Annotated in this window: 27 protein-coding genes and 1 pseudogene; 10 read left to right on the top strand and 18 right to left on the bottom strand. The window is 59.8% G+C overall.

Annotated elements, in window-relative coordinates:
- Positions 1 to 396 precede the first annotated feature (396 nt).
- Positions 397 to 1,422, bottom strand: a complete 1,026-nt coding sequence (locus AC13RE_RS24965) for a LysR family transcriptional regulator (RefSeq protein WP_488564915.1) — start codon at positions 1,420 to 1,422, stop codon at positions 397 to 399.
- A 41-nt stretch (positions 1,423 to 1,463) separates the two neighbouring features.
- On the opposite strand from AC13RE_RS24965, the gene AC13RE_RS24960 reads away from it, so the two are divergent.
- The gene (locus tag AC13RE_RS24960; RefSeq protein ID WP_488564914.1) at positions 1,464 to 1,913 is read left to right on the top strand and encodes a cupin domain-containing protein; all 450 of its coding nucleotides are present in this window, start codon (positions 1,464 to 1,466) and stop codon (positions 1,911 to 1,913) included.
- A 355-nt stretch (positions 1,914 to 2,268) separates the two neighbouring features.
- Entirely contained in the window at positions 2,269 to 2,988 is a 720-nt protein-coding gene (locus AC13RE_RS24955; protein WP_488564913.1) for a hypothetical protein, read from the top strand.
- A gap of 211 nt (positions 2,989 to 3,199) precedes the next feature.
- On the opposite strand, the gene AC13RE_RS24950 is transcribed toward AC13RE_RS24955, so the two are convergent.
- A complete protein-coding gene (locus AC13RE_RS24950) occupies positions 3,200 to 4,141 on the bottom strand; it encodes a GlxA family transcriptional regulator (RefSeq protein ID WP_488564912.1) in 942 nt (313 codons plus the stop codon).
- A 151-nt stretch (positions 4,142 to 4,292) separates the two neighbouring features.
- On the opposite strand from AC13RE_RS24950, the gene AC13RE_RS24945 reads away from it, so the two are divergent.
- From AC13RE_RS24945 to AC13RE_RS24935, 3 genes are read left to right on the top strand one after another with little or no spacing between them, the layout of a single operon-like run.
- Complete coding sequence (locus AC13RE_RS24945; protein ID WP_488564911.1) at positions 4,293 to 5,312, top strand: alcohol dehydrogenase catalytic domain-containing protein; 1,020 nt, start codon at positions 4,293 to 4,295, stop codon at positions 5,310 to 5,312.
- A gap of 59 nt (positions 5,313 to 5,371) precedes the next feature.
- A complete protein-coding gene (locus AC13RE_RS24940; protein WP_488564910.1) occupies positions 5,372 to 6,196 on the top strand; it encodes an alpha/beta fold hydrolase in 825 nt (274 codons plus the stop codon).
- Between the two features lie 10 nt (positions 6,197 to 6,206).
- A complete protein-coding gene (locus tag AC13RE_RS24935; RefSeq protein ID WP_488564909.1) occupies positions 6,207 to 6,926 on the top strand; it encodes a hypothetical protein in 720 nt (239 codons plus the stop codon).
- A gap of 256 nt (positions 6,927 to 7,182) precedes the next feature.
- Here the strand turns inward: AC13RE_RS24935 and AC13RE_RS24930 are convergent, their stop codons facing one another.
- Positions 7,183 to 7,971 carry an SGNH/GDSL hydrolase family protein gene (locus AC13RE_RS24930; protein WP_488564908.1) on the bottom strand — a complete coding sequence of 263 codons (789 nt, stop codon included), beginning with the start codon at positions 7,969 to 7,971 and terminating at the stop codon, positions 7,183 to 7,185.
- A 127-nt stretch (positions 7,972 to 8,098) separates the two neighbouring features.
- Positions 8,099 to 8,551, bottom strand: coding sequence for a hypothetical protein (locus AC13RE_RS24925; RefSeq protein ID WP_488564907.1), 453 nt, complete (start codon positions 8,549 to 8,551; stop codon positions 8,099 to 8,101).
- A gap of 73 nt (positions 8,552 to 8,624) precedes the next feature.
- Between AC13RE_RS24925 and AC13RE_RS24920 the strand changes: the two genes are divergently transcribed.
- Positions 8,625 to 9,230 carry a TetR/AcrR family transcriptional regulator gene (locus tag AC13RE_RS24920; protein ID WP_488564906.1) on the top strand — a complete coding sequence of 202 codons (606 nt, stop codon included), beginning with the start codon at positions 8,625 to 8,627 and terminating at the stop codon, positions 9,228 to 9,230.
- A 65-nt stretch (positions 9,231 to 9,295) separates the two neighbouring features.
- A complete protein-coding gene (locus AC13RE_RS24915) occupies positions 9,296 to 9,451 on the top strand; it encodes a DUF2568 domain-containing protein (protein WP_488564981.1) in 156 nt (51 codons plus the stop codon).
- 146 nt (positions 9,452 to 9,597) lie between these two features.
- On the opposite strand, the gene AC13RE_RS24910 is transcribed toward AC13RE_RS24915, so the two are convergent.
- A complete protein-coding gene (locus tag AC13RE_RS24910) occupies positions 9,598 to 9,957 on the bottom strand; it encodes an ArsR/SmtB family transcription factor (RefSeq protein ID WP_488564905.1) in 360 nt (119 codons plus the stop codon).
- A 108-nt stretch (positions 9,958 to 10,065) separates the two neighbouring features.
- Between AC13RE_RS24910 and AC13RE_RS24905 the strand changes: the two genes are divergently transcribed.
- The 3 genes and pseudogenes from AC13RE_RS24905 to AC13RE_RS24895 form a co-directional block, all read left to right on the top strand.
- A complete protein-coding gene (locus tag AC13RE_RS24905) occupies positions 10,066 to 11,289 on the top strand; it encodes an MFS transporter (RefSeq protein ID WP_488564904.1) in 1,224 nt (407 codons plus the stop codon).
- A 649-nt stretch (positions 11,290 to 11,938) separates the two neighbouring features.
- Positions 11,939 to 12,547, top strand: a complete 609-nt coding sequence (locus AC13RE_RS24900; protein WP_488484763.1) for a LysE family translocator — start codon at positions 11,939 to 11,941, stop codon at positions 12,545 to 12,547.
- A 108-nt stretch (positions 12,548 to 12,655) separates the two neighbouring features.
- Positions 12,656 to 12,736, top strand: a pseudogene (locus AC13RE_RS24895) (IS6 family transposase); the annotation flags it as partial.
- A 495-nt stretch (positions 12,737 to 13,231) separates the two neighbouring features.
- Here AC13RE_RS24895 and AC13RE_RS24890 read toward each other — a convergent pair.
- The 13 genes from AC13RE_RS24890 to AC13RE_RS24830 all read right to left on the bottom strand — a co-directional run bounded on the left by AC13RE_RS24890 (position 13,232) and on the right by AC13RE_RS24830 (position 26,374).
- Positions 13,232 to 14,311 (bottom strand): ABC transporter ATP-binding protein, encoded by a 1,080-nt coding sequence (locus tag AC13RE_RS24890; protein ID WP_488564903.1) that lies wholly within the window; start codon positions 14,309 to 14,311, stop codon positions 13,232 to 13,234.
- On the bottom strand, positions 14,308 to 15,108 hold the full coding sequence (locus tag AC13RE_RS24885) for an ABC transporter permease (RefSeq protein WP_488564902.1): 801 nt from the start codon (positions 15,106 to 15,108) through the stop codon (positions 14,308 to 14,310). The genes AC13RE_RS24890 and AC13RE_RS24885 overlap by 4 nt, the downstream gene beginning before the upstream one ends.
- Position 15,109: 1 nt before the next feature.
- Complete coding sequence (locus AC13RE_RS24880) at positions 15,110 to 15,982, bottom strand: ABC transporter permease (RefSeq protein ID WP_488564901.1); 873 nt, start codon at positions 15,980 to 15,982, stop codon at positions 15,110 to 15,112.
- A 114-nt stretch (positions 15,983 to 16,096) separates the two neighbouring features.
- On the bottom strand, positions 16,097 to 17,107 hold the full coding sequence (locus tag AC13RE_RS24875; RefSeq protein WP_488564900.1) for an ABC transporter substrate-binding protein: 1,011 nt from the start codon (positions 17,105 to 17,107) through the stop codon (positions 16,097 to 16,099).
- 55 nt (positions 17,108 to 17,162) lie between these two features.
- Positions 17,163 to 17,477, bottom strand: coding sequence for an NIPSNAP family protein (locus AC13RE_RS24870; RefSeq protein ID WP_174172767.1), 315 nt, complete (start codon positions 17,475 to 17,477; stop codon positions 17,163 to 17,165).
- A 5-nt stretch (positions 17,478 to 17,482) separates the two neighbouring features.
- On the bottom strand, positions 17,483 to 18,946 hold the full coding sequence (locus AC13RE_RS24865; protein ID WP_488564899.1) for an aldehyde dehydrogenase: 1,464 nt from the start codon (positions 18,944 to 18,946) through the stop codon (positions 17,483 to 17,485).
- 5 nt (positions 18,947 to 18,951) lie between these two features.
- A complete protein-coding gene (locus AC13RE_RS24860) occupies positions 18,952 to 19,992 on the bottom strand; it encodes an LLM class flavin-dependent oxidoreductase (protein WP_488564898.1) in 1,041 nt (346 codons plus the stop codon).
- Positions 19,989 to 20,924 carry a flavin reductase family protein gene (locus tag AC13RE_RS24855; protein WP_488564897.1) on the bottom strand — a complete coding sequence of 312 codons (936 nt, stop codon included), beginning with the start codon at positions 20,922 to 20,924 and terminating at the stop codon, positions 19,989 to 19,991. Before AC13RE_RS24855 ends, AC13RE_RS24860 begins: the two co-directional genes overlap by 4 nt.
- Positions 20,921 to 21,757: an alpha/beta fold hydrolase gene (locus AC13RE_RS24850; RefSeq protein ID WP_488564896.1), complete on the bottom strand. Its 837-nt coding sequence runs from the start codon at positions 21,755 to 21,757 to the stop codon at positions 20,921 to 20,923. Before AC13RE_RS24850 ends, AC13RE_RS24855 begins: the two co-directional genes overlap by 4 nt.
- Before the next feature lie 24 nt (positions 21,758 to 21,781).
- Positions 21,782 to 22,384: an amino acid synthesis family protein gene (locus AC13RE_RS24845; RefSeq protein ID WP_488484754.1), complete on the bottom strand. Its 603-nt coding sequence runs from the start codon at positions 22,382 to 22,384 to the stop codon at positions 21,782 to 21,784.
- Between the two features lie 350 nt (positions 22,385 to 22,734).
- A complete protein-coding gene (locus tag AC13RE_RS24840) occupies positions 22,735 to 23,646 on the bottom strand; it encodes an agmatinase (protein ID WP_488564895.1) in 912 nt (303 codons plus the stop codon).
- A 21-nt stretch (positions 23,647 to 23,667) separates the two neighbouring features.
- Positions 23,668 to 24,363, bottom strand: coding sequence for a GntR family transcriptional regulator (locus AC13RE_RS24835; protein ID WP_488564894.1), 696 nt, complete (start codon positions 24,361 to 24,363; stop codon positions 23,668 to 23,670).
- Between the two features lie 760 nt (positions 24,364 to 25,123).
- Positions 25,124 to 26,374: an adenylate/guanylate cyclase domain-containing protein gene (locus tag AC13RE_RS24830; RefSeq protein WP_488564980.1), complete on the bottom strand. Its 1,251-nt coding sequence runs from the start codon at positions 26,372 to 26,374 to the stop codon at positions 25,124 to 25,126.
- Positions 26,375 to 26,448: the final 74 nt, after the last annotated feature.

Raw genomic sequence — 26,448 nt, 5'->3', positions numbered from 1 at the left:
GACGTCTGCGGAAAATCGACACAGCTTCATGCCAGATCGCCATACCGAAAAGTTTGCGACAGAACCAAAGCAGCTGACGGGAGCATTCTGCTCATTATTCCTATTTGACGGAGCGCGATGCGTCGCGATGGCTGCCTCCGTAGTCAGACATTTGCGAGACGCTTGGCGAATACCAGGACCACCGCACTGAAGCACTAAGCGAGCAAAGAGGACGGTAAGGATGACGATCAAACTGGCCGCTGAAGGCGCGCCGTATCGCCCTCTATTGCGAAACCCAAAACGTATCGTCAGCCACTTTGTAGACGCGATGTACCGTTCACGAAACTTTGCGCGCAGAATTTGCGGTAGTAGATGTACCGCGGGAATGTTCGGAGCGGATTGAGACCAACATCACCATCAGCGTGTTTCTTTCGGCAGCGACTGCTCGCCGACATTAAGCGGCAACAATATCTCGGCAATGAGATTCCGGATCCAGCGATGAGCCGGGTTCCCCGTGGAGCGCTTGTGCCACACGCCAACGATCAGCGCCGGCGGAAGCGGCATGGGTGGCGAATAGAGAACAAACCCGAAAAGGTCCGCCAATCGCTCCGCCAGTTGGCGAGGAACGAGTGCAATATGATCACTCTCGCTTACGGCTCGGCAGACGCCGAAGAAGACAGGAACCGTCATGACCACATTTCGTGAGCGCCCGATCTTCGCCAATGCCGCATCGCCCATAGCTTTGATTTTTCCTTCGGGCGAGAAAAGGATGTGGCCAAGGTCGCAGAACAGATCGATGGGCAAGGTTTCGCCAGCCTTTATTCCGGCTGCTTCGATCACGGTGTTTCCTTTGCGTGCGATGGTCGCGAAGGATGAGCGAAATAGCGGATGTCGGTCGACCCAATCCGGCAATTCTGCATCAGGAATGAGAGCCATATCGGCCTCATATCGCTCAAGGGAATCGATGTAGCTGTTTGGCACCAGGTCGACCAATTGCACCCGAATGCCCGGTGCACGCTCGTGAACCTCCCGTGCCAGCCTAGGCATCAGCATCTCCGCGAAAAAATCGCTGCCTGACAACTTGAAAGTTATGCTGGCGCTTTTAGGATCAAAGGATGCACCGCTCAATGCTGCCTCCAATCTGTCGAGCGTCTCGCGGACGGGTATCGCTAAACCTCTCGCATAATCTGTAGGGCGTAGACCGTGTCCATGACGGACGAACAATTGATCATCGAGTGCATAACGCAGTCTCGAAAGTGCGCCAGACACTGCGGATTGGGACATACCCAGCTTTTCGCCAGCTTTAACCGTCGACCCTTCCCGCAACAACGCGTCGAGCACACGCACAAGATTAAGATCGAAAGCCGCGAAATTCATTTCACCGATAGCTTCTATACCATCAAACGATTTTTCTAATAGCGCTTGGAATGCTAAGAATTGCAAGACGAAAGCGCTTTCGTTTCATTCTGACCACGGAGGAAACGATGATTGATCTTCTTGACTACACCGATACGATTGAATGGCTCGGCGTTCATTACCGAACTATTCTTGCAGCCGCGGCGACTGGCGGGGCGATGTCCATCGTCGACAGCCTCTCACCTGTTGGCAGCGGACCGCCGCGACATATTCATGCAAGAGAGGATGAGACATTTGTCCTTCTTTCCGGCTGCTGCAAATTCTGGATGGAGGGTGAGACCTTTACCAAAAGGCCCGGGGAAACCATGTTTGTGCCGAGGGGGCTCGAACATACATTCAGGGTCATTGGCGACATGCCCTCGCGGCATCTGGTTATCCTGACGCCGGGGGGTTTTGAAGGCTTTTTCGCGGAGATGGCTGCAGGCCAGTTCCAAATCCCCCAGGATATGGAACTGATTGCAGAATCTGCCGACAGACATAGCCTCCGCTTCACTGGCCCTCCGCTTGATGTAGTCTAGCCAGTGCTGCTAGGTTCGATGAACCCTCCTGGACCCTCGCCAAACGTGATGCGGGCGTTGTTCTCCACAACCAACCAAAGCTCTGCGACGGACCTAGCCGGACGCTGTCATCAATATCGTCCTGGCCGAGTTATTAAATGATGGCACTCGTTCCGAGAGACGTCACGCTCTTCTCGTCGCTTGGAACGGCCTAGCTTTGCCAGTGGGACCAGTCTGCTCTCGTGCACGCAAGGCTTCGCTAGTTCAAAGATCGTGGCCTGAATCAAGGCATCTAAGACGTTCAGGAAGTATAATCAACCATCTAGCCTCCAACGACAGAAGCCTCGCCATCGCGTGGCACCGCTGGGAGCAGATCATGATACGACTTAAAGAACTTGCCATCGAAGCTCATGGGGGCCTCCAGCGCTGGCAGGAGTTCGAAGAGGTCTCTGCCGATCTCATGCAGGGAGGCGTTTTGTGGCCGCTGAAGGGCCACCCACAGACGCTCGAGCGCACGACCGTTACCGTCGGGCTCAAGAAGGAGTGGGCTTCGCACGCTCCGTTCGGCGGCGGCAAACGACGCTCTCGCTTCGAGCCGAACCGCGTCGTTCTGGAAGCGGAGGATGGAACGGTTCGCGAGGAATTGCTTGAGCCGCGGGCAAGCTTTGCCGGTCACACCCTGCAAACGCCGTGGACGGAACTGCAACTCGCCTACTTCGCCGGTTGCGCTATGTGGACCTATCTGAACATGCCGTTCCTGCTGGCTTGGCCGAATGTCGAAACGGAGGAACTGGAGCCGTGGCCGACCGACGGCGGCGACTGGCGCCGCCTCGCGGTGCGATTCCCTACCGAGATCGCAACACACAGCACCGTGCAAACGCTCTATTTCGATGCAGACGGGTTGCTGAAGCGTCACGACTATGATGTCGAGATCTCAGGCAACACGCCCGGCGCGCACATCATCGAGGACTATGCGGAAATATCAGGCATCAAATTTCCGACGAAGCGCCGGATCTATGCCCGACAGCCTGACGGGAGCTTCGGCACCGACCCGCTTGTCGTCTCGATCGATCTCTCAAACATCCGCCTCAGCTAGTCATTGGCTCTGGTACGCTGAATCGCGCGCCGAGTGGTGCTTCGCTTTACGCGCCGTTCTGCGTGGCGTTGTTTGAAACCGACTACGGAGAGACGATCTCCGAATATGATCGCCCTTCATCGCTGTTTGGTCAGTTGGGCGACGCATATGTCCACGAGGTGGGCCTCTATATCGATCGTGAACTCGAAGCTGTGCTGCTTAGGGCGGCCGGCTAAAGGGCGGCGAGCGGCCCAGCGTCGTTGCGAATCGCCCTCGGGACCTCCCCGTGCACGCGCACAAAGGCGAGGCGCATCCGCTCCCTGTTCGCGAACCCCGCCTCGCGGGCGATCACCTCGATCGGCAACCGGCTCTGCTCCAGCATCAGCTTGGCGGCCTCGACCCTGAGCGCTTCGACCGCCTTTGCCGGCGTTGTGCCGGTCTCTGCACGAAAGAGCCGCGTGAACTGGCGGGGACTGAGGGCGGCAGCTTCGGCAAGATCGTCGATCGTTAGGCTTCGGGCGAGGTTCTGGCGGGCGAAGTTCAGCGCGCGCTGAATTCTGTCCTCGTTGGTGCCGAGGTCCAGCAACGCGGAATGCTGGGACTGGCCACCCGATCGGCGATGGTACATGACCATTCCCTTCGCGACCGACCGGGCGACTGCTGTCCCATGGTCGCGCTCGATCAGGCCAACGACGAGATCCGTTCCCGCCGTCATGCCCGCCGATGTCCAGATCGGGCCGTCCGCGACGTAGATCTTGTCCATGTCGACCTGACAGCTCGGAAACCGCTCCTGCAAGGTCTGGGCATAGCGCCAATGCGTCGTGGCGCGCCGGCCGTTCAGCAGCCCAGCATCTCCCAGGATGAACGAACCGAGGCAGATGGCGGCGACGCGGCGGGCGTCGCGCGCGGCAGACCGAAGCAGCCGGACCAGGCCCGGCGAAGACGTCGGTATCTCGAGACCCGCGGCGACGATCAGCGTGTCATAGGCCGCGTCGTCGAAGGGGTCCGTCATAACCCGCATGCCGGCACCCGAGGCGACCAGCCCTCCTTCCTCCGAGAGGACGCGCACGTCGTAGAGCGTTTTACCGGCTTGCTTGTTGGCCACGTCGAATGCCGCAACGGCCCCGAAGCAGACAGGTTGGAAACTCGGGCAAAGGACAAGGCCGATCTTCATGCTTACTCCGTGATGTTTGCTTTCCGTGCATAAATAATTGTTCTGGCGACACTTCGCCATGTTCATGGCTGGAATGATGGCATCTACGTCCTGTCGGCTTGGAGAGGCCGCTGATAGCGCTTTGACAAAGTATCAGACGCTGGAGTTTTTCATGTCGCGCCATCCGACAACATACATCGCCGTCCAAGCCGTCGCGCCGGGACAGCTCGAACTGACGCAAAAGCCACTTGTCGATCCCGCCGTCGGGCAGGTCCGTCTGCGCGTCGAAGCTTGCGGGGTTTGCCACTCCGACGCCGCGACGGTCGAAGGGGTCTTCCCCATTCAATGGCCGAGGGTGCCGGGCCATGAGGTGGTCGGCGTGATCGATGCCGTCGGCAGCAACGTTGAGGGCTGGAGGCTCGGGCAGCGTGTCGGCGTCGGTTTCCTCGGAGGTAGTTGCGGACATTGTGCGGAGTGCCGCGGCGGCGATCTCGTCAACTGCCGGAACCAGGAATTCACTGGCATTCATCATGACGGGGGCTACGCGCAATACATGCTCGCGCGCGCCAGCAGTCTCGTGTCGATCCCCGACGGCCTCGCCTCGGAGGACGCCGCTCCGCTGCTCTGCGCGGGGCTGACGACCTTCAGCGCGCTGCGCAACTCTCCCGCACGCGCCGGCGATCTCGTAGCCGTAATCGGCATCGGCGGGCTCGGGCACCTTGCGGTGCAGTTCGCCCGGCGCATGGGCTTCGAGGTCGTGGCGATCGGGCGCGGACCGGACAAGGGTGGTCTCGCCGAAAAGCTCGGCGCGCATCATTATATCGATAGCTCCGCCGTTACGGTTGCTTCGGCGCTGCAGGATCTTGGGGGCGCGCATCTCGTTGTTGTTACCGCGTCGGGTGGTAGGGCCGTGGCCCACGCGGTTAAGGGGCTTAGGCCGCGCGGTCGGATCATCGCGCTTGGCGCATCTCCCGAACCCGTGGATATCGCAACCTCGGACCTCCTGTTCGGTGGGCGCTCTGTCGAGGGCGCCTTAACCGGCGACCCCGCAACCGCCGACGCCACATTGCGTTTCAGTTCGCTCGCCGACGTCGCCGCCATGATCGAGACGATGCCGCTGGAACACGCGCCAGAAGCCTATCGCAAGATGATGGCGGGAGAAGCCCGCTTCCGCATCGTCCTCACCATGTAGATGCGCCAATCATACAGATCGACTTTGCCTCGGGTGAGGCAGCTCACAAAGGAACAATCATGTCACTCGAAACCGCAAGAACAGAATACTTGAACGTCGGCGACGTCCGCTTCGCCTTCAGGCGGCTTGGCCCGCCAGCCGGGAGACCACTTATCCTACTGCAGCACTTCACCGGGACGATGGATGCTTGGGATCCTGCGGTGGCGAACGGCCTTGCCACAACGCGGCCCGTTATCGCCTTCAACAATCTCGGTATCGGCACCTCGACTGGTCGGACGCCCGACACGGTGGAACAGATGGCGGCCGATGCGGCGACGTTCATACGCGGCCTCGGCTTGAGCAAGGTCGATCTTCTCGGCTTCTCCCTGGGCGGCATGCTCATCCAGGTCCTCGCCATGCAGTACCCAAGCCTGATCCGTAAGATCATCATCGCCGGTGCGGCGCCCCGTGGCGGCGAGGAGCATCTTCTCGCCGTGGTGGAGGACGCCTTCGCGAAAGGCGCGCCGGATGTGCGCCTGCCCTTGTTCTTCACGCCCTCGGAAGAAAGCCAGCGCGCCGGCAAAGCCTTCGTGGCCCGCGCCACGGCTCGCACGCAGGACCGCGACCCGGACAACGGCGACGATGTCAGCGAGCCCCAGGCCAAGGCGATCATCGGCTGGTGCGCGGCAAAGGATGAAGGCGATACGACGCTGCGCGCCATCGCCCAGCCGGCGCTGATCGTGCATGGCAGCGACGACACGATGTTCCCGAGCATCAACGCCTACAACATGTTCAAGGCGATGAAGAATGCGCAGCTCGTCCTCTATCCCGACTCCGGCCACGGCGCACTGTTCAAGTACCCGGAGATTTTCGTTGCCCACTGCCACACCTTCCTGGACGCCTGAGGAGCAGACGATGACCGACCTCCAGCAGCAAGTGATCGAGACACATGGCGGCCTCGAACGGTTCCGGCGGTTCTCCTTTTTGACGGCTAAGCTCCACCAGTTCGGCGTTCTCTGGGACCTGAAGGGCAAGCCAGGCACGCTCACTCACGCCAATGTGCGCGTGAACCTTCGGAAGGAGGAGGTGTCACACTGGCCGTTCCATCCGACCCAGAACCGCTCACATTTCACGCCGGACGAGGTGACGATCGAGACGCCGGAAGGTGAGCTTGTCGAGAAGCTTTCCCGGCCGCGCGCGAGCTTCGATGGGTTCGCGATGGAGACGCATTGGAGCGATCCGCAACTCGCCTATTTCGCGGGCTACACGATGTGGACCTATCTGACCTCGCCCTTCATCCTCGCTCAGCCCGACGTCGTGGCAGAGGAGATCGCGCCCTGGTCGGAACAGGGCGAGACGTGGCGCCGGCTACGGGCGACCTTTCCGGCAACAATCGCGACCCACAGCAGAGAGCAGACCTTTTACATCGGGCCGGAAGGCCTCATCCGGCGCCATGACTATGAGGTCGAGATCCAGGGCAACAACACGGCCGCCCGCTATCTCCTCGAGCCCGTGACCGTGGAGGGCATCGTGCTGCCGTCCAAATTCCGGGTCTATCCTCGCGGTCCGGACAACAGGCCGGCCGCAGAGCCCCTCATCGTCGGGGTAGATCTCTCCGACTATCGCTTCGAGTGAAGTCGCTACCTCGGCAGTGACTGACCTCTTATAATGCGAAATGGCATTTAAGCACTTGAATAAGGAATCGAGCCTTAATTCCTGCCGCCTAGGTTGAGCATGCAGCCCAGGACCTGCGATGACTCATCCATCGTGGCAACCTGCGGCTCAATCGACCCGAAACCAGCAGAGATGACCGAGTAACGTTGCAGTGCCGTTAAGGGCAGAAACTTCTCGCCAAATGAAGGCAACCACGAAAGTGCCAGACGACAATGTGTCATATGCCCGTCTCTCGATCGCCAATTCGTGTTGAGGCCGAAAAGGGGTTGGGGTCGTCCAAGTTAGATTGGATCAGGTCCGCAGCGATCATCCCTCCTCTGCCGTTGAGATGGATGCCGTCGCTATGAAATTTCCAACCGTTCAACCGCCCGATTTCATCGGGAGACATCCGCAGCACCATCGCACGAAACGCATCGCGGTACATCGATAGGAACCGAAGGGTCGTAAACGCCCGGCCCGGATCGGCCGCGATGGCAGCCCGGAAGGTCTCGAACATCGGGATGTGCTCGACGGCTTCATCGCAAGCGATGCGTTGGATACTTGCGCTTAAGTCGCGGATTGCGGAGTTGAGCGCAGCCTGAAAAGGATGATGGGATGTAGGCGATTCCCCGATCGGCCCGAGAGAGCATACGGCCACGCGGGCGCCGCTGGACTTCAGCCGTCGAACGAGCCTCTCAAAGCAGTCGTCAAACCGCGTCTCGGTCGCAGGCGTGGATGCAAACTTCATTATTCGGAAAAGTCGTCGTGCCTTAGGCGATACCGTCGCCAGGGCATCGTTACCGCCGACCCAAACGACTATGCGGTCGGGCGTGCTCGCCAGAACGCTGTCCACGCGCTTCAGGGCATCGTTTGCCAAATCGCCGCCAACGCCGAAGTTGAGAAATTTGAACCGTGCGTTGCACGGCCGTCGAGATAGTTCGCCAATCCAATCGAATGCCTGCCCTTTGCCAGCGGTGCTGCTGGAGCCGAGGCAGGCCACCGTTTCAAGCACCGACGAGCCCTTCATCCTGCACCCGTGACATCCTGAACAAGAACAAGGCGCCGAAAATCCCGATGTTCGCGCTGACTGTAGCGGACAAAGCGACATCGCGCCCGCTCGCGCCGGAGCGATCGGAACCGTTCGGCGTTGGTGTTCACCGGAGCAATCCGTACTGCTGGGCGAGGCCGTACAGCGACCAGACGAGCAAGACTGCGATCACCACCAACTCCTTCCAGGGACGGCTGGGCCGCGCCTGGATCGCGTACGACATGGTCTTGATCGGCGAGGAAGGAGGCTCCGGCGTCTCCTCATTGGAAAGCGGGACGGAGAATTGGTGGAAGTAGATTTGGATGAGGGTCATCCCGACGAGCAAGCCTGTGAGGAAGCTCACATGGTCAGCGCCCCGAAGGTCGAGCAGTACGGCGAGCACAATGGCAAGCACGAGGAGAAAGGCATCGGCCGTCTTGGTGGCGCTCGCCTTGCCCGCATACGCGCGATCTAGGGCCATCCGGCGACTGCGATAGCTGAGCGCGAAGAAGAAGCCGAACTTCGCCAGGGCCTGGAGGGAATAGATAGCCAGAAGGATTGCGAGGATTTTCGCCACCATTTTTCGCCTCCGATGTTGACGCACCGACTTACGATACGTTACTGTAGCGTAACTTTGGTTTGGATCCTTGTCAATGTGCGCATCCTCCAGCATCGGAACCGGCCGCCCCCGCAGCCCCGAGGTCGATGCCGCGATCCTTGATGCAGCGTTGGCGCTATTCATCGAGGGCGGCCTCAGCGCAGTTAGCTTCGAGCAGATCACACAACGGTCCGGCGTCAGCAGGACCGCGATCTACCGCCGCTGGTCTTCCAGAGAAGAAATCCTCGCTCGAGCTCTGGGCCGTCTTCGCGAGGAGGCGGAGGCCACGTTCGCCGACTGGGCCGAGCGGCCGATTTCAGAGGTGATGGACTGGTTCGTCGAAAACGTGCCGCGTCAGATGCTCAACCCCCTCTATCGGGGCCTTTCGCGCAGCGTCCTGGCCCTGGGCGAAAAATCAGAGCTGAAGGCAATTTATTCCGAGGCCGTCCTGCGTCCACGCAGAGCGGCCTTCTCCAACATGATCCGGCGCGCTCGTGCCACTGGCGCTCTTCCGGGTGGTCTCGATCCGGAACTGATCCAAGACATGCTGACCGGCGCTCTCCTCCATCAGATCCTTCTCGAGCCTGCGGACCAAACGGAGGAGCAGCTCAGAGACTACATCATTCGGCTCTTAACCGGCTTAGGACTGCTTCAAAAATGAGCGAACGAATCCAACGACGTCGTGGACAGACAATGAGAGCAACGGCGCTCGGTATATGATTTTCCCTGGAGCTTTGCATTCTCGCATCGCTTGCAAATTTGGCCGGGCATCTCGACATACCGGGCTTGGTGCAGGTGCTACTTGGGCTCGTGTTCTGTGTGACGGGCGCTGCCGTCTGGGGCATGTTCCTCTCGACTGCCTCCGCGGCAGCTCCCGAATGACGACGCTACTTCGAGCCTAGGAAAGCGCCCGGTCCCTGGCCGTCCAATGCGGTTTAAACCCGACGACAATGGCCAAACGACGCAAGCGGACCACAATGGTCGATTCGCCGATGGAGACGGAGACAGACTTAGTCATCGGTTTGGTCTTACGGCTGCCACGCCTTCACCAGATCGAGAAGGCCGGGGAACCGGGTATCGAGGTCTTCAGCGCGCACCCGGCTACGGCGCTCAAGCCCATATTGCCGTTGCCGAATCAAGCCCGCCTCCCGCAGTGCCTTGAAATGATGGGTCAGCGAGGACTTCGGCCGGTCGAAACCGAACCATCCGCAGGTGTGGTCATAGGCTTCCGACTCCAGAAGCAGCTTTCTGACGATGGTGAGACGCAAGGGATCGGCGAGCGCTCCCATGATGATATCGAGGCGCATATCCTCTGCTGACGGCTCAGGCAGCGGCGCCGGGAGATCGGTGGGAATTGAGTGGTGGGTGTCAGTGGTCGAAAGGGCCATGGCAGCTCTCATAGCACGTCGGTACGATTCCTGTCGAATTAATATGTACGACTTCCATCGAACTATGGTAAGTACGACTAAAATCGTACTGACAAATGGAGTCTGCCCATGTCGTCTCTTAACCCCGCCCACACTGTCCACTCAGCCTATGAGAACGCCGCCCATCCGCCTTGGCGTATGTGGATGGCCGCCTGGATCATCACCGCCGTCTTCATTCTCTCGAATTCGGCGACACCGCTCTATGTGCGGTGGCAGGCTGCGATTGGCTTCTCATCAGCCACGCTGACCGTCATCTTCGCCGCTTACATTCTTGGCCTGCTATTGACGCTGCTGGTCGCCGGGCAGCTCTCCGATCGTTACGGGCGCAAGCCCGTCCTTGTCCCGGGACTCGCGGCCGCACTCGTCGCCTGTGTGCTCTTCGCCAGCGCCCATTCAGTGGCGATGCTGATCGCCGCGCGCTTCCTATCGGGTGTAGCTGTTGGCGTCGTGGTGTCGGCGGGCATGGCGGCGGTGGTCGATCTCGGCGGACCAGAACGCAAACGGCAAGCCTCGCTGATCGCGTCCGTCTCCATGGTTCTCGGGGCTGGCCTCGGGCCGCTGCTCGCCGGCGGCATCGCCCTCTTGCTGGCGGCACCGGTGATTCCGATCTTTGCCGTCGAGCTTGCCGTACTGCTGAGTGCATTAGCCGCTATCCTGATCCTGCCACTGAAGCATCACGGCACAAAGGCCGATCATGGCTGGCGACTGCATCTGCCGAGCGTGCCGCGCGCCAATCATCGCCATCTTCTGTTGGGTATTGCGGTCTTTGGGCCGGGTATCACCGCGACGTCCTTTGTGCTGGCACTCGGCCCCTCGCTGCTGTCGCATCTGCTCGGTGTCACCAGCCCATTGATCGCCGGCGGCATGGCCTGCGCCATGTTTCTTACGGCGACCGGCGTCCAATTCGCCGCCCGCCGATTTTCCGTGCGCACCATTTTCCTATGCGGCGCCGCGGCAACGATCCTGTCCATGGCAGGCATCGCGCTGGCGGTGATCTCGTCCAATGTCGCGGCCCTGATTGTCGCAGCACTTCTTGCTGGCAGCGGACAAGGCCTCGGGCAGCTCGGCGGCCTGACGCTGATCGGACTGCACGTCCCAGGCAATCATCGGGCGGAGGCAAACGCCGTCCTCAATATCGGCGGCTATATCCCGGCCGGGCTGATGCCTGTCGCGACCGGCTTCGTCATCGATAGGGCGGGGCTTTCCCTTGGTTCGACAGGATTTGCGGTGGTGCTGGCCATTGTAGCCCTTCTGGGTGGCATGACCGTTTTCCATAAGCTTGCAAGGGACTGACATGGCCTGCGTTGGGGGACGGATAAGTAATGGAAAGGAGGTGGGCCGCAATCAGCTTCGGGGTATCCCGGAGCTTCGAGGGATAGGACCACCGAAGCCGGCGTCCGCTCGGATTTTATTTTTCGACTAGATCAGGCCACCACACGATCGTGGAACCGACGATCCAGATCATACCGTCTTCGGCCTACGTTGTTACAGGCCCCGGTGCCACACTCAGCGACTTTGTCGTACGAATTCCCGGCTGCTCCAACGTCATCACTACGCGTTAGGAGGGAATTGTATCCTTAGCAAATGTCGCCGTCTTGGTAGCCGCTATCTTGCGATCGGCGAGGCGATGTGGTTCAGCCTCCCTTATAGCAACCAGAGCGCTTGCCATGATGTAATTAGCTGCTCTCCGACGATGTCGTCGGTCATTTCAGGTTAATGAAGCCGCCTTTTTCGGGTTAGGCGCAAGCGCCAGCCGGCCACAGGTCCGCCCTCCCCAGCCGACCCTCGCATGCTCGGGGCGACAAACACGAGGTCCGGATTGAGGAGCTATAGTCTGGACTGGCGTCGAACAGATCTTCCTCGCTCGGGCCCTGGTGATCGCTTGACGCAACTTGGCCAAGAACATATAAAGACATAAAGAATCCTTTATGTGATGGCTTTCATGACGATTGATATTGGGAATTTATCCCTTTTTTGGATTGCTGCGGTACTTCTGCTTGGGTCGCCCGGCCCAGCCATTGCGGCGCTTATTGCTGTTGGCAAGAACCGGGGATTTCTCCAGGGTTTGCGCTTCTACGGCGGCCTGCAGCTTGGTCTGGCGATTGCCGCCGGTGCGAGCGCGGCCGGCCTCTTTTCCATATTCGCCGCCATTCCGGGTGCCACAAAGGCGATGATGTTCATCGCAACCGCCTATCTGCTCTATCTCTCTTACAAGATCGCTTTCGCACCGGTTGGAGCGAGTGAAACAGAGAGCCGAACGAACTTCGCCTCGACGGTGGCCGGCGGAGCGTTCCTTGGCGTGACAAATCCCAAGGCCTATATCGCCTTTGCGTCGCTCATGGCGTCGTACTCGATCGTCCGACTCGACACCGTTGCTGACATGTCGATCAAATGGATCGTCTGCGTTGCTGTCATGGTCGTCGTCGATCTTGCCTGGCTCTGGGCTGGCGTCGCCCTTGGTCGGGCCAACCTCAAGCCAGCGACAGAGAGAGCAGTTAATGTCCTCATGGGCGCCACGATCCTGGCCACTGTATTGATGGCCATTCTGTGAGCGGCGCACTTGCCCGCAAATCATAAGGGTAAGGAGATGGCACCTGCCGCAGGTCATAGGGCGAACCGGAGCTTCACCTATGAAGCTGGAAAGGTTCTGTCGCAACACGGTATCGAGATGGTCCATATGATGCACAAACGGCAGGCGAGGTTCGCCGACAATCCACGCCCGTCAATCGCAGAGCAATTCCGAACTTATTGCCGCTTGAGCCCCAGTGCATGGCTCCGCATCCGTGACCTCAATATCGTTTTGCGACAGAACCGCAATTTGCGATACCGGTGTCATCGACATACTCGTGACCGATAAGTTCACGGCTGAGCGATTGATCAGCGCCTGATTTTCCGGGGCGCGAATAGCGATAGAAAAGAGGGAAAGTTGCATGATTGTAAGCAATGGGTGACCGACCGATGCCCGCAGCGGGACCGGGAGCCCTCCTCTTGGCGGCCGAAAGGGTGATTAGGTCTATGTCGGGGGGTGTAAAGGGGCTTCGATGCCAAGGATGCAACCCACCTTAGGAAGGCTCTCCACACCCTGAAAGCCAGCCAACGGCCGACGCGGGTCTGTATGACTGCAGCCCCGACACAGTGCGCCAGCGACTCCGTGCGTTTTCGGTTGCTTTTCATCGTCCTGATTGCCGTCGTCGCAGTCGTTGCCTTCATTACGCAGTAAGAGTGCCGGCCAGCGCTAGCAGAAGACATGTGCGGCATCGGGATCGAACTCCAGATGCACATTGTCGCCACGGCTCAAGCCCGAGATGGCTTCATGGCCGAAGGGCAGACGCACGGACAGGGTTTCGCCGGCGGCAATCCGCGTGGTCACATGCACGTTGTTGCCGAGGAAAGTGATATCATTAACCGTCGCGCTGAGGCCCTTGCTCACACCCGCCTCGCGCCCGAGCCGGATGCGCTCGGGCCGCAGCATCAATGCCGCCTTACTGCCCGACATCGGCCGGCCGTGAACCGGGATGCTGTCGAAGACGGTCTTGTCACTGAGCGAGATCGTCGCCTGGCCATTGTCCGAGGACAGCAGATGACAGGAGATGAAATCGCTGTCGCCGATGAATTCGGCAACGAAGCGGGTTTTCGGATTGGCGTAAAGTTCCGGCCCGGTGCCGATCTGGTCGATAATGCCTCGGGAGAAGACGGCGATACGATCGGACAACCGCAACGCCTCTTCCTGATCGTGGGTCACATAGAGGATCGTTACTTCGGTCTGCTCGTGGATCCTTTTGATCTCGTGCTGGATCTCCTCCCGCAATTTCTTGTCGAGGGCCGACAGCGGCTCGTCCATGAGAAGCACCGGCGGATCATAGGCAAGCGCCCTTGCAAGCGCGACGCGCTGCTGCTGGCCGCCCGACATTTGCGCGGGCTTGCGATCCTCGAAGCCTTCGAGCCGGACGAGGCGCAGCATTTCCCTGACCCGGCTGTCGACCTCTGCCTTGGACTTGCGGCGAACCTTCAACGGAAAGGCGATATTCTCTCCGACAGTCAAATGCGGAAACAGCGTATAGCGCTGGAACACCATGCCGATATTGCGCTTGTGCGATGGCGTCGACAGTAGCGTCTCGCCGTTCAGCAAGATATCGCCCCTGGTCGGGTTCTCGAAACCGGCGAGGATATACAGCGTCGTGCTCTTGCCCGAGCCGGAGGGGCCGAGAAAGGTCAGAAACTCGCCGCGCCTGACCTCGAGATTGACGTCGTGGACCGCGACGACGGGGCCGTATTCCTTGCGGATGCCTTTGATCTTCAGGAAGGATTCACTCATGATTTCAAAACCTTGCGTAGGATCGCGGCCAGCGTCATCAATATGACCGTCAAAAGGATGAGAAGAGTGGAAGCGGCGGCGACGACCGGGGTCAGGTCCTGCCTGAGCGTCGCCCAGACCTTGACCGGCAACGTCTGCAGCGTCGGGCTCGCCATGAAGATCGCCACCACCACCTCATCCCACGATGTCAGGAACGAGAAGACGGCGGCCGAGAACAATCCGTGGCTGATGGCGGGCAGCGTCACCCTGATCTTCGCCTCGAGCGGAGAGGCGCCGCAAAGTACGGCGGCATCCTCGATCGACTTGTCGAAGCCCTCAAGCGCGCCGGAGATCGACAGAATGGAAAAGGGCAGCGCCAGCACGAGGTGGGACACCACGAAGCCGATCAAGGTGCCCCCAAGGCCAATTCGCAGGAAGAAGGCATAGAGCGCCACGGCGAAGACGACGACCGGCAGGATCATCGGCGTCAGGAACAGAGCCTTCAATGCATCGCGGAACATGAATTTCCCGCGCACGAGGCCAAAGGAGGTCACGAGGCCGAGCAGCACCGAAAGCACCGTGACGATCGCCGCGATCTTGAAGCTCGTCCAGGCCGAAGCCAGCCATTGCGGGTCGGATAGCAGCTCCGCATACCAGCGCCACGTCCAGCCCGGCGGCGGAAAGATCAGCCATTGCGACGAACCGAACGACAAGGCCGCGATGAACAGGATCGGCAGCAGAAGAAAAGCCGCGGTCAGGACGGTAATGGCAAGCAACACATATTTCCACCAGCCGAGACGATCGAAATTCAGCAACATCTCAGCGTCCTCCCATATTCTGGGCGCCGAACAGCCGCAGCTGGACGGCATAGAGCGACAGGGTGACGACGAGCAGGACGAAGGCTGCTGCGCCGCCCATGCCCCAGTTGACGAGGGATTGCACGAATTGCGCAATGAGTTCGGCGAGCATCATGTTCGCAGTGCCGCCAAGCAGCGACGGCGTGACGTAGTAACCGAGCGACATGACGAACACCATCAAGGCCCCCGCCATCATGCCGGGAGCGGCAAGCGGTATCAGAACGCGGGTCAGGCACTGTAGCCGGCTGGCGCCGCAGAGCGCCGCCGCTTGTAGCACGGCAGGATCGATCTTTTTGATGACGCCGTAGAGCGGCAGGATGATGAAGGGCAGCATGATATAGGTCATGCCGATCGTCACGCCGGTGAGGTTGTTGACAAGCGCGAGCGGCTTGTCGATCAGGCCCATACCAATGAGCATCTTGTTGATCAATCCCGTGCGCTGCAAAAGCACCATCCAGGCATAGGTTCGCGCCAGCAGGTTGGTCCACATCGACAGCAGCAGGATCGCAAAGACGATGGAAGACCAGCGCGAAGGCATGATCGCCAGCGTCCATGCGACAGGAAAACCGATCAGCAGCGACAAGACGGTCACGACGCCCGACACGATGAATGTATTGCCGAAGATCTTCAGATAGGTTTCGGAGCCCAACAACTCTACATAATTGCCAAAGCCGAATGCCGGCTCCATCACGCTGCGCAAAAGCAGCGCGATGACCGGAAAGATGAAAAAGATCGCGACGAAAGCGAGAGCCGGCGCCACCTGGGCAAATCCGGTGGGCCTTGCCGCCTTGCGCGCCGGTGCGGCCTTATCCGCAACGTCTATGTATGTCGACATGGCAACCCTTTCCCACCACGGGCGCCGACGGGCAGCGAGCGCTACTCGCGGGCCTGGACCTCGCATTGCCCCACCGCGGAGATTTTTCCGCGGTGGTCTGATCATCTCCGCCGCTTACTGCGCCTGCCAGGCGTACCACTTCTTGCCGATGGCATCCCGGTTTGCGGCCCAATAGCTCATATCGGCATTGACCTGGCTCGCCGTCTGCTGGTCGGGCAAGGTCTTGGCCGTTTCCGGGTCCATGAGTTTCACCGAGCCGAGATTGATCGGCGCATATCCGGTTGCCTTCGCTAGATCGGCCTGCGGCTGTGCCGAGGTCGCAAGCGCGATGAACTTCATCGCCGTTTCGAGGTTCGGCGCGCCCTTCGGGATGACGAGGGAATCCGCTGCGGTAATGTTCTGACTCCATGACGTCTCCGTCTTGACGCCGCTATTGGCAAGCGCCGTCATGCGGCCGTTCCAGAGACTGCCGAAAGGTGCCTCGGCCGACGCCAGCAGCTGCTGCGATTGCGCGCCGCTCGACCACCAGACGATATCCGATTTAATCGTATCGAGCTTCTTGAAGGCACGATCGAGATCGAGCGGATAGAGCTTGTCGGCGGGAACGCCGTCGGCGAGCAGTGCGGCTTCGATGACGCCGGGCGCGGACCATTTGTAGAAGGTGCGCTTGCCGGGAAACTTCTTGCTGTCAAAAAGATCCGCCCAGGTCTTCGGGCAGGCGCTGACGGCATCGGCGTTGCATCCGATGACGAAGGAATAATAGAAGCTTCCGACCGAATAATCGCTGACGAAACGCGGATCGAGTTTCGATTTATCGATGACGGAAAAATCCAACTTTTCGAGCAGGCCTGCCTTTCCAGCCTGCGCGGCATAATCGCCCTCGACGTCGACGACGTCCCAGCTCACCTGGCCGGCTTCGACCATCGCTTTCAGCTTGCCATAATCAGTCGGGCCGTCCTGCATGACGCCGATGTTGGTTTTGGCCGTGAACTGGTTGGCCCAGGCAACTTTCTGCGCATCCTGCGTCGTTCCTCCCCAGCTTGTAAAGACCATGGTCTCGGCCTTGACGGGCATGGATGCGGCTATCATTGCGGCAAAGGCCGCGAGTGCAATTCTTGCTTTCATGTTCCCTTGTCCTTGCTTTTAAGTTCTTAGAGGCATGCCTTACGCACCCGCCCGTTCATCCCAATGGGGAGAAACCGGCGGGCTTCATAATCTTGTTTTCCGCTTGTTCGATCAGGTCGCGGATCTTTGGCAGGAAAGCCTGCCACTCGGGGTCCGCCGCCAGCCGCCCGCGCCGCGCCTCACGATCGTCGAGGCTTGAATAGGCCCAGATGTGCACGATCTCGTTGATTACTCCGATTTCCGAATGGAAGTAGCCGACAAGATTGCCGAGATGCGCCTTCTGGATGGCAATCCCTTCCTCTTCGACGACCTTCAGATACTGCGGGATGGTGCCGTTCTTCAGTCGGTAGGTGCGGATCTCGTAAAACATCGGCCTCACCTCATGACGAAGGGATCGGGGATCGGATCATCCGACGTGCGAAGCCAGATGGTCTTGGTGCGCGTGTAATCGAGCGCAGCCGCAAGCCCGCCTTCCCGGCCATGGCCTGAGAGGCCGAAACCACCGAAGGGCGCGATCGGCGATACCGCGCGATAGGTGTTGACCCAGACGACGCCGGCGCGGATACCCTTCATCAGGCGATGGGCGCGCGTAAGGTTCTGGGTGAAGACACCGGATGCCAGTCCGTAGCGAGTGTCGTTTGCAAGCCTCAACGCTTCTGCCTCGCTCTCGAACGAGACAACCGACAGAACCGGCCCGAAGAATTCCTCGGCCAATGACAGCGAGCTGACACCATCGCAATCCAGGATCGTCGGCGGGAAATAGTAACCCACGCCGTCGGGCTTTTGCCCGCCGGTGACGAGCCGAGCGCCGCTCCTGATGGATGTCTCGACAAGCGCGGCCACATGATCCTGTTGTCTCTTGGTGGCGAGCGGACCGACCTCGGATGCCATATCAAGCGGTGAGCCGATGCGGATTGCTTCGGCCTTGCGCTTGAGGATCGACAGAAATGCCTCCTTGACGCTGGCCTCGATGATCAGCCGCGAGCCGGCAACACAGCTTTGGCCGGTCGCCGCGAAAATGCCCGCGACTTGCGCATTCGCGGCACTTTCGAGATCGGCATCGGCAAAGACGATGAAGGGCGATTTGCCCCCTAGTTCCAACGATGTCGAGGCGAGGTTCTCCGCCGAATTGCGGATGACATGGCGTGCCGTCTCTGGCCCGCCGGTAAAGGCGATATGCGCGACCTTCGGATGCCGCCCAAGTGCCGCACCGCAGGAAGGGCCGAAACCGGTGATGATGTTGACGACGCCGGCCGGAAAGCCGGCTTCCTGGACCAGCCGCGCGAATTCCAGTAGCGGTGCCGGTCCATCCTCAGATGCCTTGACGACCATGGTGCAGCCGGCGGCGAGCGCCGGGCCGATCTTGACGGCCGATAGGAAGAGCTGGCTGTTCCAGGGTACGACCATGGCAACGACGCCGACCGGCTCGCGGCGCAGCCAGACATCCATGTCCGGCTTGTCGATCGGCAAATGGGAGCCCTCGATCTTGTCGGCGATGCCGGCATAGTAGCGATAATAGTCGGCGACATAGGCGATTTGCGCCGAGGTCTCGCGGATGATCTTGCCGGTGTCGCGCGTTTCCAGTTCGGCAAGTTTCTGCGCATTGACTGCCACGAGATCGGCGAGCTTGTAGAGGAGCTTGCCGCGCTGCGTCGCCGTCGTCTTTGCCCAGGGGCCGTCGTAAAGGGCCTTCTCGGCAGCATTGACGGCACGGTCGACATCGGCCTCGCGCGCTTCCGGCATCTCGGCCCAGACGTCTCCGGTCGCGGGATCGATGCTCTGGAAGCGGCCTTCCCCGTCCAGAAATTCACCGTCGATATAATACTGGAAGCGCTGCATGACGTTCACTCCGCAAATGCCGGCATGACTTCGGCGATGAAGCGTTCGAGCGAAGCTTTCTTGCGCTCGAAGGATATGCCGGTGTCGATCCAGAAGGAATATTCGTCGTAACCCATCGCTTCATATGTCTTTAGCCGGGCAATCACCGTCGAGGCGTCGCCGACGACATTGTTGCTGCGCATGACCGCATCGGACAGCATGTCATTGGCGCGAATATCCTCTTCGGGGATGCGCTCGATCAGGCCCTGATGGATTGGCTTCTCGTTCTTGAACCAGGCGAAGAAGTAGTTGTAGTAGACGCTGAGCTCATGCGCGGCCCGTGCGATATCGTCCTCGGACGAGCCGACATAGGTATGCCGCAGAAGCATGATCTTCGGCCGCTCTATATGCGGGTTTTTTGCGCAGGCATCGTTGAAGCGGCCCATCAGCGCCCCGACCTCGTCATCGCCCTGCCAAAGCGGCGTCACCTGAACATTGCAGCCATTGGCGACGGCAAATTCGTGCGAATTCGGGTCGCGGGCAGCGACCCAGATCGGTGGGTTCGGCTCCTGCAGCGGCTTCGGCGCGGAGGTGGTCGACGGGAATTTGAAGAACTCGCCATCATGGGCGTAGTCCCCCTGCCAGATACCTTTGACAGCAGGGATCAGCTCACGCATACGCTGACCCGCCCCCCAGGCATCAAGACCCGGCAGCAGCCGCTCATACTCGAAGGAATAGGCGCCGCGGGCAATACCGATATCGAGGCGGCCGTCGCAGATGATGTCGGCCATGGCCGCTTCACCGGCAAGCTTGATCGGATGCCAGAACGGCGCGATCACAGTTCCCGTGCCGAGCCTTGCCCGCGATGTCCGGCGCGCCAGATCGGCGATGGTCACGAAGGGATTGGGCGCGATGGTGAAATCCATCCCGTGATGCTCGCCCGTCCAGATCGCGTGCATGCCGCCCTTGTCGGCGATCTCGCAGAGCGCGACGAATTCCTCATAGAGGCTCTTATGGGTCTGGCTCGCGTCGAGGCGCTCCATGTGAACGAAGAGAGAGAATTTCATGCTTGCACCGCCTTCCCGGAAATCGGCCGCACCAAGCCGGAGGTCTCGTCGCCAAAATAGACCCCAAAATTGCCAATCTGGCTTTCCATTGCGAAGCGGGCGACGATATCGGCCGTCGAACTCGTCTTGAAGTGCACCGCCTTCAAAGCATCCGGCTTCATGAACCTGCCCTCACGCGGCTCGCCTTGCGAGGCGAAGGCGCGATAGACGATGTGATGCTTGCCATCGCTCTTGCCTTCATAGACCGAGTATAGAAAGCCAACCGTCACCGTCAGGCCGGTCAGTGCAGTCAGATACTGGCCAAGAATGTCGGCTGGGCTGCCCTCCCTGCCCTCGCAATTCGGAAGAGCGAGAACGTCATTGCCAAGCAGCAGGATTTCGCCATCGCGCTCGATCACCGCGCCAAGCTCGATATTGCCTTCCGCAGCGGCAGAGACTGCCTTGCTTGCCAGGATCGGCGTGAAATAGCCGCCGCGCGCATAGCCGAGACCATTGCGGCCGCTATTGTCGAACGAGACGATACGTCCCATCAGGACGACATGGTCGCCGGCCTCGATCACCTGCTCCATGGCGCATTCGAACCATGCGGCGACATCGGCAAGGATTGGGCAGCCATCGGCACCTGAATTCCACTCGACGGCGGCGAACCGGTCTTCAACGGGCCGCGCAAAGGTGTTAGAGACGGCCTTCTGCGTTTCGGACAGCACATTGATGGCAAAGTGTTTCGTGCTCGTCATGGCCGCGAAATTGCGCGAGGTCTTTGCCAAGCAAACAAGAAGAAGCGGCGGATCGAGCGAGACCGACGTGAAGGAGTTGGCCGTAAAGCCGAGCGGCAGACCAACCTGATCGCGCGCGGTCACGACCGTCACACCGGTCGGAAATGCACCGAAGGCGTCGCGCAGCGCTCTTGGGTCGAAATCTTGCGTCGTCATCTTGCGTCCTCCCCGCATGAAAGCCACTCGGCAAGCAGCTCATTGACGATATCTGGCGCCGTCAGGTTCACCATATGGCGGTGCCCTTCGACGATACGCGCCCAGCCTTTGGGCGCTGCCGCGGCCATCTGCTCCGCCATCCGCGGCGTCGAGTTCGGATCGTCGGATCCCGTCAGGAACAGCGCAGGTGCCCGGACATCGGGCCAGCGGTCGCCATAGGTCTCATCGCCACCGGCGAAAGCGGCGTAAGCCGTCGCGTACCCCTGCGGATCGACAAGGCTCAGCCAGTTGCGGGTGAGTTCCCGTGCCACCGCGCTTTGGGCATCATCGCCAAACCAGCGCAGCAGCGGGCCTTCCTTGTCGACGCCGGCAAGCGGTATTGCCGCTGCGCGTGCAAGTACGGCCGCCTTGGCCTCGGGGTCGCGCCGATAGACGCCATTGAGATAGGCGACTCGCTTGATCCGCTCACCGAAGGTGGCAGCCGCCCCTCCGGCAACCAGCGCACCCATCGAATGGCCGGCAACGTTAACTTTGCCGAACTCCATCTCATCGAGAAAGCCGCCGAACCAGGCGACGAAGGCTTGCAGCGGACTTCCGGCAGGCAATGCGACGCTTTCGCCATGCCCAGGCATATCGACGGCGATGATGCGATGGCTTCCAGAAAATGCCTCGATCTGGGGCGTCCACGCTTCAAGCCGCATGCCGACACCATGGATCAGCACTAGCGGCTCGCCTTTGCCGACTTCATGATAGGCGGTGCCATGCGCCGTGTGCTTGCGCAGCAAGCCTCCCACAGTCAGATTACCGGCCTTGTTCTGATCCATCGTTTCCATCGCCGGCATCCAGACATCCGATCCTTACACGCCGGCCGGATTGGAGACGTCCTGCCCCAGATCCTTGAGATCCTGGTAACGATCGCCGATGCGATGATGCGGCCGTCCACCGACGGAGGCGCCGAGCGCTACGACGATCTCGTCGGCGGCAGGCGCATCGGGGACCGACGTCTGGATTGTCAGATAATGCGAACGACGGCCTTCATCATTCTTGTCCATCAACGGGATCATGATCGGTGCATTGGCCGGTCCGCGCGTGTTGCAGAAAGCGAGATAGGATTTGGCGCCGACGGCATGGCGATAGTGATTGCCGAAACGCAGGGTGTGGATCAGCGCGGATGCATGTTCGATCTCACCATCGAGACCCACGACGGCGGATTTGCCATAGGCTTCGACTGCCTCGCCCGATCCGACCGCATCGATGATCATCTTGGTGAGCAATTCACCGAGAACTGGCGCGGCGGCGTGAATCTCGGGCTTCAGATCCGCAACGAAGCCGCGGCCGGCCCAGGGATTTTTGACGATCGCGCAGGCCGAGAAAAGCTTTAGCGGCGTAGCCGCTGCCTTCCCCCCTTCAAGAAGCGTCGTTTCGATCTGCAGGACAGTTTTTCGGATCTGAAGGCTCATGGCTCGCTCTCATCTAATATTATATATGATGGTATGCCATAATACTATTCTGTCAAGCGGCCTTAAGCGACCGGATTGAAAAACGTGCCGCGCATCAGAAATAATCAGCTATATCAGTGCTTTATCGATATACGCGACAAGCACCAGCGAAAGCGATGCTTATCATCGCATACCTTCAGCTATTGATGTTCCGCTTTTGTATTCGTTATTATGGTATACCGTCACATCGAGGGCGTGAGAGAGTCAACCCGCTTCACCAGACAAACGACAATTTGATGAGGCGTGACGCCCACCGGTATCATCCGGCGTCGTGCAAGTCGGCCCCTCACACGGCGGGAATTTCGCCGGCGTTACCCCTGGCGGACGATAGCGCCGATTGCGTTGACGACGATACGAGCGGCGGTCAGAGCCGAAAGTCCATCGATATCGGCGGGTAGATAGAGCTCCACCAGATCGAAACCCGCAATGTCAGCCCGTCGGCCGAGGCCAGCGATCAGGTCGATAACCTGCGTATAGGTGAGACCGCCCGGCGTCCGCGCGGCAACCCCAGGCATGATGCTGGGATCGATGCTGTCGCAATCCAAGGTGACGACAACCCGCGCTCCTTCCGGAATATGCCGAAGAGCGGCTTCGACCCCTTGGGCGTGGATCTCGCGGGCCGTGACAAAGCGGCTGCCATAGCGTTGCGCTGTCTCGACATCCGAACGACGAGCGCTCCCGACGCTTCGCAGGCCGACCTGCACCATTCCAGCGACATGCGGCATCTCGCTTGCCCGCCGCATCGGGCTTGAATAGCCGTAGCGCTCGCCATGCAGTTCGTCACGCCAGTCGATGTGGGCGTCGATCTGCAGGACCCAGACCGGTCCGTGATCCGCAAAGCCTGCAATAAAAGGGACCGTTACCGAGCAGTCACCGCCGAGCAAGATCGGCACGGCCGACAATGCCAGAACGTCGCGTGTCTTGGCCTCAATCCGGCTTCGGTTGCCGGCATTGTCATGCATGACGGTCTCAATGTTCCCCACGTCGACGCAAGAAATCGGCTTGCCGTCGAACAGCGGGCCGCCGAGATCGAAATCCCAGTGTTCGACAAGCCCGGCATCACCCTGGCTGGCGTCCCGGATTGCCCCGGCCGACAAGGCATAGCCGCTGCTATCCTTGCCGGGATAGGTGCTGCCGTGCCCCGCCCCAAAGATCACCACACGCGGCAGACGACCATCGTCAAAGCGGTCCGAGAAGCCGAGAAAGGAAGAGGAAGCCGTCATTTTCATGGCCTTGGCGAGAAATCAATCGATCGGCTGCCGCCCGGAAAGCACGGCCTGAGCAATGGTGCTTGCGCTGGTGACATGATCCATCGCCGCCTGATAGGCGCCCTCGCCGTCGCCACGCCGGATAGCATCGACGATACGCGCCATCTGCGCAGGCCCTTGGACATCGCGATTTTGCGTCTTGATCGTCATAGAACGCAGGTGATTGATGCGCACCGTCAGGAGGTTGACGACGCCCCAGGCGACATGGCGGTCAACCATGCTGAACAGCGTCTGATAGAAGGACGATGTGTGAGCGAGCACGCCGGCCATGTCCTTCTCGCGGTAGCTATGCTTTATATCTTCTAGCGACTTGTCCAGGGCATCAGCGATCGCGGGATTGTTCTGCTCGGCGCAAAGCCGTGCCGCCATCCCTTCGAGTGCAGCGCGGATTTCGTAGATCTGTTTGGCTTCGTCATGATTGAGCTGGGCGACAATCGGCCCCTTGTTCGGGAGATTGGCGACGAGGCCTTCGGATTCGAGATGGCGCAGGACCTCGCGCACGATCGTGCGGCTGACGCCGAGCTGCGCGCACAGATCGCGTTCGACCAGGCGGTCGCCCGGGCGGAAGTAGCCGTTGATGATCGCCTCCCGCACCTTGTCTAGGGCAAGCTCTCGCAACGTCTTGGTGGGACGCTCCACGCGAATTGCGGCGCCATGCGCATCATCATTCATTTCCGCACCCTTGATCTCCGGATACCATAATATGGCCTACCAAAATCATCTATTGTCGAAATGAAGTCAATGCAGCAGAGCGCCCGTCAGAGCAAGGCTTGTTCATGAATGCCGAAATGCTCCTTCAACACCTTCCAGCCTTTCGGCGTCACGTCAACGGCGCGAGACGAAGGCGCCCGCCGTATGGCCTCCCGCGGAGAGGAGGTTGGTCAAACAACGCCACGAGTTCAGTGGACAGCGCACTCGAGGTGATCACTCCCCTTGTTATCAGCTGGCTACGACCTGAGAACGCGCAAGCAAACAGGTATCGCAAACCTGGCAACAGCCCTACAGACATGCAAGGCTTCTTTGTCGGTCGCCGCTTGCAATATAGCGCGACCGGCGCTTATGCCGCGCAGTATTCTGTTTGAGGCGCACTCGAGAGCCATGAAGGTCAGCTTCACAAATCATAAATTAAACATAAGACCTCCCGCAGCGGAGCCAGTCCGCTTTCAGGCGCGCGCTGACGACCTCTACGACCGCAATGGGGACGCAAATCAGTCGTTCCGCCCTTGGCTGCAATGCCATTGTTAAAAATCACGACCCACAGGCAACAAAATCGGATCTATTGATGGGAAGGGGTACGAATCGAGGACCGTCAACTTTCCAGCAGCTTAACAGGTTGAATATACACGATAATATCATTTGCCATACATCGGAACTGGGTTGAATGAGCTCAACCGCACGCCAACGTCAGCAACCTAGATGAACGCGCTCGCGATCATCCGATCTGTATGCAAATCCCTTTGGCGCCATTGAGCAGCCGCCTCAAATGATAGCTGGCGAGCGGATCATCCGCATGTGCCCCAACTAGCGCAGCGAAGGCTGGCATGGCAGCGTCGTGATCTAGCTCGAGCTTTGTAAAGGCTTCCGTATACTGCGCCACGTCCAGGCCATCGAACTTCGCCACCGATAAAGGCTCGAAGGCGCGCAACGACTGGCTTCGTCCACGAAGCACAAGATCGCCAATCGGTCGTCCTCGGAAGTCCTCTGCCGCGTTCGCTACACTTTCACTGACGCAAATCCGCGTGCCCAGCGTCTTGTTCGCGGCCTCCAACCTCGCAGCCGTGTTGACCGTGTCGCCGTAGGCAGTGAAATCGAAAAATCGATCGCCGCCGAAATTCCCGACAAGCGCCGGGCCTGCATGAACACCGATGCGCGTCACACCGAAATCGACACCTTTCTGCTTCCAGCGCTTGCGAAACGCCTCAGCCCAGTGGTCGAGTGCTTGTGCGCAGGCGATCGCGCGGGTGGCGTAATCGGCCTGATCGCCCAGCGCATTGAACAGCACTTGAATGGCATCACCAATCACTTTAGCCACCGTTCCTTCATGCGCGAAGACGACATCCGTGAGACCACCGACATACTCATTGAGCAACTCGGCCAGCACCTCGGGAGCGGCCGTCTCGACGAGTGCGGTAAAGCTCGTGATGTCCGTAAAGATCACGGCGATGTCGCGCCAGCGTACCTGCATGTCATCATCATTCCCGCCTGTAGAGAGACGCTTGGCTAGTTCGGGCGAAAAATAACGGGATAACGACGCATGGGCGCGCTCCGCTTCCGCTTGGCGACGGCGTGCTTCGCGCAAGGTTTCGACGTGACGGATGGTCTTCAGGATGGTTGCTTCTAGATCGGCGAAGTCGATCGGTTTGGTCAAAAAGTCGAACGCACCGCGATTCATTGCGGTTCGTATATTACTCATATCCCCGTAGGCGGACACGATGATGGCCGACTTCCTGTCCTCCCGCTCCTGCAGTTTCGCCAGCAGTGAGAGACCATCCATGCGCGGCATGTTGATGTCCATGAGTACGAGATCGACATGGGGATGCTGCTCGATCGCCTGAAGTGCATCGACACCGTCATGCGCGAACACGAAACTGATGCGCCCGTCTCTGATTTGCCTTCGGAATTTCCGCAGAATAAGCGTCTCCAGGTCCGGCTCGTCGTCCACCACAAGAACGGTTGCAGTCATGCGGCCGGTCCAAATCTCGCCTCGATGAGCTGGCGTAACTGCCTGAAGTCGATCGGTTTCGTCACCAGACCCTC

It is taken from the genome of Martinezella sp. CNPSo 3959 (genome assembly GCF_057784355.1).
The sequence above is the reverse complement of the archived record's forward strand: the minus strand, read 5'-3'. Positions and strand labels throughout refer to the sequence as shown.